Genomic DNA, 10071 nt, shown 5'->3' on the forward strand with positions numbered 1-10071 from the left:
TCAGCCCAACTCCTTCGACCAGTTGATGGCGTTGACATAGATGCCAAGTGGATTCTTCCGCAGCCGGTCCAGGTCACGTGGCATCTCCGCGACGACTGTGAGGATCGCGCTCCATCGCTCGGTCGCGGCGAGTTGACCGTTGTCGTAACGGCGCTCGATCCAGGCCAGACGAAAACTCTCTGGCGAAGCCCGGATCACGCTCGAGACCTCGATTGCAATTTGCATCTTGCCGAGCCTGGCGAACGGATCGTTGTTCCGAGCATAGTCGTTGAGTGCCGCCGCGCCCCGGTCGGTCGTAAAGTCGTAGGCGCGGAGCCAGTTTTCGCGAAGGATGATCGCGTCCATCGGCAGGCCGCGCACGTGCTCGATGAAGCGCGCCAGATGAAACGCGACTTGCGGGTCTGTCGGCTGATAGCTGGCATTTGCCGGCGCAACCGTCTTTGCTTCACCCAATTGATCGACCTCGACCACCCAAGGCGTAATCGTGCCGTGCGCTGATTGCCAGACCAGAGCGCCGGCAAAACCAGCAGAGAGGAAAAGGCAGCCAAAGGCCATCAAACGCCAGTTCTTGGCCTGAACGCGCGCCGCGCCAATGCGGTCATCCCAGACCTGGGCTGCGCGTTGATAAGGAGTGACTGCTGCCGGTGTGCGGCCATAGTGCACGGCCGATCGTTTGAACATCGTTTGCCCCCCAAGAGATGACCAAGAACGGGATTGAAAAGAGAAAGCATCAGCGATCCCCTTGCGAGAGGTCGACAGATCCGCCGCCTCCGCCGTGATCACCCGAGCGAATCGCGTGCGTTGCAGCTGATGCCCCATGCTGGACCGTCCGTGCCCGCTTCATCCGACGAACCCATGCGGGTGCACTGTCTGACGCGCCAGAAGCTTCCCCTTCCCTCTTACCGGCATTGCTCGCGCCATCGCCAAAACCTGCCGCGACTGAGCGCAAGGGGCTTGCAGCAGCCGAACCGCTCGCCTCGAAACCGGCGTGGCTCGCCGTCCGAAACACGCTCGCCGCACCACTCGCAATGGCGCTTCCGCCGCGCGACGCGCCCGCGATGGCGCCGCTGGCGAGACCGGCAGCGCCGGCTGCAAGGCCGGCGCCAGCCGCAATCACCCCACCAGCCGCAAGTCCAGTGCCGACCGCGCTACCCGCGCCAAGCTGCGGGCCGCCAGAAACGATGCCGTTGGCGATGCCAGGTCCGAAGATGCCGAGACCAAGTAGGGAGAGAGCGCCGAGCACCAGCGCCATCGCGTTCTCGATGGCTGGCTGGTTGCCGCCGAAACCTGCCGTGAATTGCGAGAACAAGGTCGATCCGATGCCGACAATGACCGCGAGGACCAGGACTTTTACGCCTGACGAGATCACGTTTCCCAGCACCCGCTCGGCCGCAAAGGCGGTCTTGCCGAACAGACCGAAGGGGATCAGGACGAAGCCGGCAAGTGTCGTCAGCTTGAACTCGATCAGCGTGACGAAGAGCTGGATGGCCAGGACAAAGAAGGCCAGTAGCACCACGATCCAAGCGAACAGGAGAACCGCGATCTGGACGAAGTTCTCGAAGAAGCTGACATAGCCCATCAGCGAGGAAATCGAATCAAGGATGGGACGGCCGGCATCGAGCCCGACTTGGGCGATTCGGCCCGGCCGCAAGAAATCCGCCGATGAGAGGCTTGTGCCCGAAGCCTTCAGTCCAAGACCTGCAAAACTCTCAAAGACGATGCGGGCAAGGCTATTCCAATTGCCGATCAGGTAGCCATCGCCGCGGATTGCACGAGCTTGGTCGGATGTGCGCATGATCCGGGAATACGGATCGACTGCAATCCGTACTCCTCGTACAGCGCGTCGGTGAGGCGGGCGCCTTCCGGCGGCGACCATTCGACGGTCTCGTACGCAAGTTTCACACCTTCGGGTGCGCTCCCCGAAGTGGACGAGGGGCTTGGTGCAATGGCGCCGGCCGATCGGGGCATTGCAGGGCGCCTAACGATGTCGGCTACGACCGGCGCGGCGACAGGCAGCCTCGGAGGCACATGCTGTGTTACCCAATTGAGCAAGGTGGCGACATCGCCGGCCATGCCTTGTGAGACAGGAAAAGCCTTTGGATCGGCAGCAGGCGACTTGTCGATTACGAGCAATCTCGTATCCGTCTGAGTGCCGTGCTTGGCGTAGACGGCGCCGTCGATCGCGGCGGAAAACACGACCCGTCCGCGCTCCTGGAGGCGAACAAAGGCCTCTAGCCACGCCGGGTTATCCGGCGCAAGGCCTGCGCCCGCGATGGCGACGAGGCGCCCACCATCGCAAAGTCGCGCGAGCGCCGAAGCGATGTGCCGAAAAGCGGCGTCCGGCATCTGTCGATCGACATTCGCTACCGCGGAGAACGGCGGGTTCATCAGAACCACGTTTGGTACGAGGTTCACGTCGAGATGATCATCGATCTGCGCGGCGTCGAACCGCGTGACCTCAACGTTGGCGAACAAATGATCCAGCAGCGCCGTGCGGCCTTCGGCCAACTCGTTCAGCATCAGAGAGCCGCCGGCGAGCTCGGCAAAGATGGCGAGCAAGCCGGTCCCCGCGGATGGCTCCAGAACGCGGTCGGCAGGCGTAATACCGGCTGCGGCGCATGCGGCCAGCCCAAGCGGGATCGGTGTCGAGAATTGCTGAAGCGCCTGACTGTCTTCGGAACGCCGCGTATGAGTCGGCAGACAGCTCGCGATTCTCGCGAGCATTGGCAGCATCGCGGCCGTCGAGCCAGCCCTGGCGCGCATGGCCGGACCGAACTTGCGCAGGAAGAGAACGGTTGCCGCCTCGCAGACGTCATAGGCGGTCTTCCAGTTCCAAGCGCCGGCCGCGTCCGAGCCACCGAATGCAGCCTCCATGGCGCTACGCAGGACGGCCGAATCGATGCGACGGCCGCGTTCGAGATCCGTCAAGAGCCGTCGCGCGGCCCCGACGGCGGCAGAGGTGAGAGTGGCAGCGGCACGCATCGAGAGCAACGCGGCGGCAGCGCCGCCCGCGAGAGATTTGGTCATGACAGGATTTCTCGGGAGAGCAGGAACGGGTCGAACCATCAGGCGCTCTCCTTTGGCCCGACGGCTCAAACCCTTCCCGGCCCTGCTCTCCCTCTCAGCCCTCGCCCATAAAAATGGGGACCGGCGCTGTACACCGGTCCCCAAGCAACTGCGGGATGGCCGGAGCCATCCCGCTCAACGATGTCACTCAGCCGCGTCGAGCTGTTGCGGATCATCGTCGCCGGCGTTCTCTCGATCCTCATCGTCGGCGAGGAATTCGGGCAGCGGGCCCGTTTCACCCTCCTGCTCCACCGACGACGCGCTGGGGTCGACCAGACGCAGCGGTTCCGGCAACCAGCCCGAGCCATCGAGCAGACGCTCAGCCTCCTTCGCCATGTCAGCTTTCTTCAGGTGGTCGATCAGTTGCGCCGACGACTCGCCCTTGGCTTCCCGGATCGCTTCCAGGATGCGAGGTTTAGTGACCCGGCCGAGATAGTTATCGACGGTCGGTCGCCAGCCGGCCTGCACCATGTCGAGCCCGACCGCGCGCGCCAGCACATTGGCCTGGTCGAGACGCGTGCGGACACCATGGACGGAGAAGCGGCCCTGAATGTAGCGGCTGGCCGGCTCGTAGACGGCGTTGACCGCAAATGACGCACAGTGAGCGAACAGGGACGCCTGAGCGGCACCGTCGAGAGCTGTGAGCGCATCCCAGAGATCGTTCTCGCCCTTCGGCAACCGTGCTTTCCAGGACTCATGCCGCGCCTCGACGGCCTTCGCGGACGCGCTCTCTCGCAGGCCAGGGGCTTGAGCAGGAAAGGTCGGCGTGTGAAGTCCGATCTCAAGAGAACTTCCGGAGGAGGCAAACCGGTAAAAGGCGGTCAGCACGAAGTTGTGCAGCACCGCCTGGAACGCGATCGCGGGATTTTCTGCCAGCGCATCCCGCAATGCCAGGGTTCGATGCGCCGTCAGTTCGGTGATGAGACGGTCCGGCAGCGGTCGCGCCGCATCCTCGTCATCATCCTCGGTATCAGCAGCACCGCCAGCAACCGAGATGGCCGTCTGCTGCACAGTGGGACTACTTGACCCTTGGCCGCCGCTCGACGATGTATGGGCGTCCTGCCCGACAGCCGGATGATCTTCCTGCGGCGCTTCGTCCTCGCGTCGGACATAGCCCCGGTCCACCGAGAGCCGTCCTTCGGAATCAATACTGACGAAGCAGCCGGCGCGGGAGATGTCGACGGGATCATAGATGATCGAGCGCTGTTCGAACGCAATCAGGGCAGCTTCGATTTCACCGAGGCGCTGATCGACGTCGTCGGGCAGCTCGTCGGCGTCTTGGTAGTCGGATTCCCGCTTGGCATGCTCGGCTTTCAGGGCGTCGATCGTCGCCTGCTCCTCCGCGGTGAGGTCGGCAGGTGTGCCATCGAGTTCCCGAAGGCCCGTGGCATGACCGAAGGGGAAGTCGAGAGCAACCTTGATCCACTTCCATCCTTCCCTGGCGATGGTTTCGGCCTCAGCGGTGAGTTTTTCGGTAACGAGCCGATCGAGCAGCGCGACGTCTTGCAGCCAACCGCCATCATCATGCTGAAAGAGGTCGCGCTCGACGGCGCCGCCTGCTTGCCCGTAAGCGTCAACACCAACGAAGCGAGCCCGACGGTCCGAGGCGCGGACGGCATTTTCTGTCAACGCCCGCCGAAGTTGGTAGGGCTCATCATGGCCGGAGCGACATGCGTTCACCCAGACCTGCTCCTGGCGAGCCTGATCGCCCGTGACGGAGAACGCCATGAGCTGTTCGAGAGTCATGCCGTCTTCGGCATAGACCTCATGCAGCTTCGGCGACACCGACGCCAGCCGCAGGCGTTGCCTGACGATCGCCGGGGTCACGAAATGGCGCGCGGCGATATCTTCCTCGCTGAGGCCAGCATCGCTCAGAGTCCTGAACGCTCGGAATTGGTCCAATGGATGCAGACCGACCCGTTCGTCATTCTCCGCGAGCGAGTCATCTTCTGCGATGCCGCCCTCGCGGACGACGCACGGAACAGCCTGCGTCTTCGCCATGCGCTTCTGTTTCACCAGAAGCTCCAAAGCGCGATAACGCCTGCCGCCGGCGGGCACTTCGAACATGCCAGTCTCATTGCCCTCGCCGTCGAGGACTGCTCGAACGTTCAGGCTCTGCAGCAGGGTGCGCTGGGCGATGCTTTCCGCGAGCTGTTCGATCGAAACACCGGCCTTCACGCGCCGCACGTTGGACTGGCTGAGCACCAACTTGTTGAAGGGGATGTCGCGCGACGGCGACAGCGTGATCTTCTGGACTTTCGTCATTTGGACTCTCCACGATGGGCCGCCAGGAGACTCTCTCTCGGCTTCCAACCCGTCGCGAAGCCCCTCCGCTCCTCTCACTCTGACCTGGAACAACGTCACGCGGCTTCGTGATCGCTTATCCCTGCTTCCGCGGCCGCGGCGGGATCGATGTCGGCAACGAAGCCGAGCAAATAGTCCGCGGCCTTGCTAGCCTGCGAGGCGGCACGCACGATGGCGCGATTGTCTTCGCGCAGGACTTCAAGCCAGGAGCCGATATAGTCGGCATGGCGAACGGTTGGGACGATCCCGAGCGACGCGCAGCTGAAAGCGGAACTCAACTCGGCGACCAGTTCTTCGAAGGCATATTTCTTCGTACCGTAGGATCCGCTCTGGTCGCGGTTCAGACGCGATGAATGCCCGGTCGCATGACCGAGTTCGTGCAACGCGGTGCGGTGCCAGTTGATCGGCTCGAAATAAGCCTGCGGCGGCTGGACCTGAACATAGTCTTCGACTGTTGCATAGAATGCGCGAACTCCACCAATCCGAAATGGAATTCCGCTGGCCTTGATCAGGGCTTCGACCGTGGGTTCGATGAGGCCAGCCGGCGGTGGCGGCGCAGCGGTTGCAATGCCGTCAGGCAGTTCCTCGCACTGATCGGTGTTGAAAACGGTAAATCGTTTGAGGAATGGAATCGCTTGCGCGTCTTCGCCTGTCTCAGCGGCGCGTCGCTTCTCGTCATTCGGCACGAAACGATCCGCGTAGACAATAGTGGTGCCGCGCTCTCCCTTGCGAACGTGGCCGCCAAGCGAGAGCGCCTGGCGGAAGGTGAGCCAACTTTGCCCGGTGAATCCGCGTTCGATAACGGACCCCCAGAGGATAAGAATGTTGACGCCACTGTATTGCCGGTTGGTCGACGCGTTTTTCGGCATCGCCAACGGCGCTTTCGCCGCGGCCGTACCCCAGGGCTGAACCCAGGGGACGCGTCCGGCCTCAAGCTCGGCAATGATCTTGTCGGTGATTTCGTTATAGAGGTTCGCGCGGTCCTGGCCGGCGCGCGCACCAACAGTAGGGTTTGGCATCGCGGTTCTCCGCGACGGGCGCCGCGAGTCTCTCTCGCAGCTCGTAACCCGTCACGGATAAACCCAGCCCGCACTCTTACTCTCAGCCCTTTGCGCAATCTGACTTAGGGCCGCAGGCCCGACCAGGCGTGCGCCAGAGGCGCATCGCCTAAACGGAAAATGGCACCCGCAGGAGCGTGAGCATAGCGACGCCGAAGGCGGCACGCGGGACCGAGTGCAGCGACGAGACCGGTTAAAAGGGCACCCGGGAATGGGGCAGTGATAGCGACGCCGGCATGACGGCGGGCCCCTTTCCCGAGTGCCCCCGGCGAGGAGCACCAAAAGCTCTGGCGCGAGGGATCGAAGCCGCACGGCCGAGACGCTGCGCGGCTCGGTTCACGAGAGCCCGGTGCGGCTCTGGCCGCACGCGCACACGCAGTGAAAGACCTGAGCGGACGTGATTCAGGCAATCCCGCGAGAACCGCCTGGCACTTTTCACAGCGGCCTCGGAATGGGGAAACCCTGTTCTTTGCTGACTGGGAATCCCAGCCTTGTGTTAGCAGCCGGAACAAACGACGGGCTACAGGATTCGTCGTATTCGGAGTCTATCTCAATGCTGATGACCAGTGAACGAAGGCCACCAATACGTACACTGCGGGGATGGGCGATCCACGTTCTCCAAGAAGTAGGCGCCATCCGCGAGTGCGAGGAGCACGGCTGGATGCAGGACCGCGCCGATCCGCATGCGCGGGAGCGGGCCTTCGATATGGCCCGTCGAGACCCGCCAGCAGACGTGTCCCCCGATGCAGCGGTGGCCGCGGTTCGCGACGTGCTGGACTCGATCGGCGACACCTGCCCAGAATGTCCCCCTGACTAGAAGGACCGGCGCCGAGCACCGACGCCAACTCAGCCCTGCGGTTCAGCGGCCTAGCCGCTTCTCCACGCGCTTCCGCGCATTGCCGACTTTTTTGACAGCCTTCTTCACCGCCGGCGCCGACTTACCTGTCTTCTTCGCCTCGTACCGCACTTCGTAGTCCTGCCCGCCGGCTACCCGTGCCCGGTCCTGTTTTCGCCCGCGCGCCGTCTTTGACTTCTTCGCTGCCGCCATGGATACCTCCTGTTCGTGGCGTCGAGGCAACGCAACAAGGATTCGACGGTTCCGGAACGATTCGAACTGTGTCAATTTGAATCGGCTGTAGCGTGGAGTTCTTCAGTGGCGTTTCAGCGTAAAAAGCCGGCGGCTATCGGCGTCAAGGCGTCCTTCCCCGGCTTCATCGAACCGGCCTTGGCCACCTCGATCGAAAAGGTGCCATCCGGAGAGCGCTGGAGTCACGAAATCAAGTTCGACGGCTACCGTGTTCAGGTCCATCTGGCCAACGAGACGGCGAAGATCTTCACCCGGCGCGGCCACGATTGGACGCATCGCTTCAAGAAGGTCGCCCATGACGCCTGGCGGATCAAGGCGAACTCGGCGGTGGTGGACGGCGAGATCGTGGTACCTGCCCCCGACGGCACGACCGACTTCTCGGTCCTGCAGAACGAGCTCAAGGGCAAATCGAAGAGCATCGTGCTCGTAGCGTTCGATCTGCTCTATCTGAACGGCCGAGATATCCGGAAGCTACCGCTCTTTCAGCGCAAGGCCGAACTCAAGAAGATCCTGACCGGCACCGATATCCAGTTCAGCGAAAGTTTCGAGATCGACGGCAGCGAAATGTTCGCGCACGCCTGCAAGCTCGGCCTCGAAGGCGTGGTCTCGAAGGTCCGGGGCAGCGCCTATCCGACGGGACGCACGAATGATTGGGTCAAAAAGACCTGCGTACAGCGTGAGACGCTGACCATTGCCGGTTTCGCACTCGATGGGACGAAGTGGGACGGCATCTACGTCGGCCGGCGCAAGGGCGATGATCTGCTTTACGCCGGCAAAGTCGACCACGGCTTCGACAAGGTCTCGGCCGCCGATCTGCAGAAGCGGCTTAAACCCCTCATCCGAAAGACCCAACCATATACCAAGCGCATCGGTCACAAGGGCATCTGGGTCGAACCCAAGCTTTTGGCCGAGATCGAGTATCGCGCGAAGTCGGCCGAGGGAAAGGTTCGCCACCCCTTCTTCCGGGGCCTGCGGGAGGACCTGTGATGGATGCGTTCGATCGCTTCTGGCAGTGGGCGAACAAGCCCCCCGAAAGTCCGCTGACGATTCCGGTGTGTTTCGGCATTGCCGATCGGGGGTCCCAGTCCAATGCCGATTGACAGTTCTGGCGAAAGAGCTCGGCAAGGCACGCGCGATGGCAAACATCCTGGCTACCCAATCGGCGGAGATGCGGGCCAAAGGCGAGGCGATGATCCAGCAAGCCGACAGGCTGCTTTGCGAAAGTTGGAACGAGCGGATGTGGAGTGACGGCGAACCGATCGATCCGTCACCGACCATCGACCAGGCCGTGAACGGAGGCTTTCCCTGGCTGGATATCAGGTGCGCGCGCTGCAAGACCCCAAGCGACGTGGATCTCGCGGCGATGAAGCACCCGCCGACCACTTTCGTGCACGATCTCGCCAGCCGGCTTCGCTGCCGGAAATGCGCCAAGGCGGGGCGGCGTCCATCCGCAACTCTGCTACAGTTGACGTGGCAGCCGCGCCACCCTCGAACCGAATCCTGACTGATGTGCAATCTTTATTCGATCACGACCAACCAGGCCGCGATCAGCGCGCTGTTCCGCGTCGTGAACCGTTACGTTGGCAATTTGGCGCCGATGCCCGGTGTGTTTCCCGATTACAAGGCACCGATTGTGCGCAACGCGGTCGAGGGGCGCGAACTCGCTACGGCGCGGTGGGGAATGCCATCGTCGTCAAAGGCGCTGATGGACGCCACCAAGAAACGAGCCGAAAAGCTGCAGGCCAAAGGCAAGGCAGCGGATTTCAAGGATTTGCTCAGAATGGAGCCGGACGGCGGCACGACCAACATCCGCAACGTGAAGAGCAAGCACTGGACGCGATGGTTAGGAACCGAAAACCGCTGTGTGGTACCCTTCAACTCCTTCAGCGAATTCAACAAGGCTGAGGGCGGCGATATCTGGTTCGCGCTCGACGAGACCCGTCCCCTCGCATGCTTCGCCGGCATCTGGACCAACTGGACGTCCGTCCGGAAGGTCAAAGAAGGTGAGACGACCAACGACCTCTTCGCATTTCTCACAACGGAGTCGAATACGGAGGTTGGCGCCATCCACCCCAAGGCGATGCCGGTCATCCTGACAACGCCGGAAGAAGTCGAGACCTGGATGACGGCTCCACTCGACGAAGTCTTGAACTTGCAGCGACCGCTTCCGGATGGATCGCTCAGGATCGTCGCCCGCGGCGTCAAGGAAGACCCGGCCGGGCAGACAACGTGACTGGCGAGGACGACGACCAGACAGAGGGCTCACCCCGTCAGCGCAAAATAATCCACATCGACATGTACGCCTTCTACGCGTCCGTCGGGCAGCGTGATAATCCGGACTTGCGGGGCAAGCGAGAACCAACTCCAAGACGAGGGGCGCGCTCTGAAGAATTTAGCTCTTCTCCGCCGAGCGCCGCCAGAGACGCAGACTTTGAGCGACGACACTGCGTTCGGGGATTAGCCTCGACTTAGCTCCCGATTCCGATAGTGCGGCGGTTGCGTGGTCTAAAATAACAGTATGGTCAGTATTTTTGGCACCGCACAAAATGGCGATGT

At 62.5% G+C, this 10071-nt stretch carries 9 protein-coding genes and 2 pseudogenes; 5 read left to right on the forward strand and 6 right to left on the reverse strand.

Annotated elements, in window-relative coordinates:
• The 5 genes and pseudogenes from trbF to EI171_RS42165 form a co-directional block, all read right to left on the reverse strand.
• Positions 1 to 681 (reverse strand): conjugal transfer protein TrbF, encoded by a 681-nt coding sequence (gene trbF, locus EI171_RS42145; protein ID WP_097669062.1) that lies wholly within the window; start codon positions 679 to 681, stop codon positions 1 to 3.
• A gap of 49 nt (positions 682 to 730) precedes the next feature.
• A complete protein-coding gene (trbL, locus tag EI171_RS42150) occupies positions 731 to 1795 on the reverse strand; it encodes a P-type conjugative transfer protein TrbL (protein ID WP_246740401.1) in 1065 nt (354 codons plus the stop codon).
• Positions 1750 to 3027 (reverse strand): annotated as a pseudogene (locus EI171_RS42155) (SAM-dependent methyltransferase); the annotation flags it as partial. The pseudogene EI171_RS42155 and the gene trbL, both read right to left, overlap by 46 nt.
• Positions 3028 to 3210: 183 nt before the next feature.
• Positions 3211 to 5331 carry a ParB/RepB/Spo0J family partition protein gene (locus EI171_RS42160; RefSeq protein WP_161536668.1) on the reverse strand — a complete coding sequence of 707 codons (2121 nt, stop codon included), beginning with the start codon at positions 5329 to 5331 and terminating at the stop codon, positions 3211 to 3213.
• A 95-nt stretch (positions 5332 to 5426) separates the two neighbouring features.
• A complete protein-coding gene (locus EI171_RS42165) occupies positions 5427 to 6389 on the reverse strand; it encodes an ArdC family protein (protein WP_161536669.1) in 963 nt (320 codons plus the stop codon).
• Between the two features lie 592 nt (positions 6390 to 6981).
• Here EI171_RS42165 and EI171_RS46295 point away from each other — a divergent pair.
• A complete protein-coding gene (locus tag EI171_RS46295) occupies positions 6982 to 7245 on the forward strand; it encodes a hypothetical protein (RefSeq protein WP_246740402.1) in 264 nt (87 codons plus the stop codon).
• 42 nt (positions 7246 to 7287) lie between these two features.
• Here EI171_RS46295 and EI171_RS42170 read toward each other — a convergent pair whose 3' ends face one another.
• Positions 7288 to 7476, reverse strand: a complete 189-nt coding sequence (locus tag EI171_RS42170) for a DUF3606 domain-containing protein (protein ID WP_161536670.1) — start codon at positions 7474 to 7476, stop codon at positions 7288 to 7290.
• 105 nt (positions 7477 to 7581) lie between these two features.
• Between EI171_RS42170 and ligD the strand changes: the two genes are divergently transcribed.
• The 4 genes and pseudogenes from ligD to EI171_RS46300 all read left to right on the forward strand — a co-directional run.
• Complete coding sequence (gene ligD, locus EI171_RS42175; RefSeq protein ID WP_161537181.1) at positions 7582 to 8502, forward strand: non-homologous end-joining DNA ligase; 921 nt, start codon at positions 7582 to 7584, stop codon at positions 8500 to 8502.
• 148 nt (positions 8503 to 8650) lie between these two features.
• Positions 8651 to 9019, forward strand: a complete 369-nt coding sequence (locus tag EI171_RS42180; RefSeq protein ID WP_246740403.1) for a hypothetical protein — start codon at positions 8651 to 8653, stop codon at positions 9017 to 9019.
• A gap of 3 nt (positions 9020 to 9022) precedes the next feature.
• Positions 9023 to 9748 carry an SOS response-associated peptidase gene (locus tag EI171_RS42185; protein WP_161536671.1) on the forward strand — a complete coding sequence of 242 codons (726 nt, stop codon included), beginning with the start codon at positions 9023 to 9025 and terminating at the stop codon, positions 9746 to 9748.
• Positions 9745 to 9867, forward strand: a pseudogene (locus EI171_RS46300) (DNA polymerase IV); the annotation flags it as partial. The gene EI171_RS42185 and the pseudogene EI171_RS46300, both read left to right, overlap by 4 nt.
• Between the last annotated feature and the right edge of the window lie 204 nt (positions 9868 to 10071).

This window comes from Bradyrhizobium sp. LCT2 (assembly GCF_009931255.1).
GTDB lineage: Bacteria > Pseudomonadota > Alphaproteobacteria > Rhizobiales > Xanthobacteraceae > Bradyrhizobium > Bradyrhizobium diazoefficiens.

Excerpts from the sequence above, each read along its gene's own strand:
- trbF (WP_097669062.1), bottom strand. The coding sequence starts at position 681 with ATGTTCAAACGATCGGCCGTGCACTATGGCCGCACACCGGCAGCAGTC.
- trbL (WP_246740401.1), bottom strand. The coding sequence starts at position 1,795 with ATGCGCACATCCGACCAAGCTCGTGCAATCCGCGGCGATGGCTACCTG.
- EI171_RS42160 (WP_161536668.1), bottom strand. The coding sequence starts at position 5,331 with ATGACGAAAGTCCAGAAGATCACGCTGTCGCCGTCGCGCGACATCCCC.
- EI171_RS42165 (WP_161536669.1), bottom strand. The coding sequence starts at position 6,389 with ATGCCAAACCCTACTGTTGGTGCGCGCGCCGGCCAGGACCGCGCGAAC.
- EI171_RS46295 (WP_246740402.1), top strand. The coding sequence starts at position 6,982 with ATGCTGATGACCAGTGAACGAAGGCCACCAATACGTACACTGCGGGGA.
- EI171_RS42170 (WP_161536670.1), bottom strand. The coding sequence starts at position 7,476 with ATGGCGGCAGCGAAGAAGTCAAAGACGGCGCGCGGGCGAAAACAGGAC.
- EI171_RS42180 (WP_246740403.1), top strand. The coding sequence starts at position 8,651 with ATGGCAAACATCCTGGCTACCCAATCGGCGGAGATGCGGGCCAAAGGC.
- EI171_RS42185 (WP_161536671.1), top strand. The coding sequence starts at position 9,023 with ATGTGCAATCTTTATTCGATCACGACCAACCAGGCCGCGATCAGCGCG.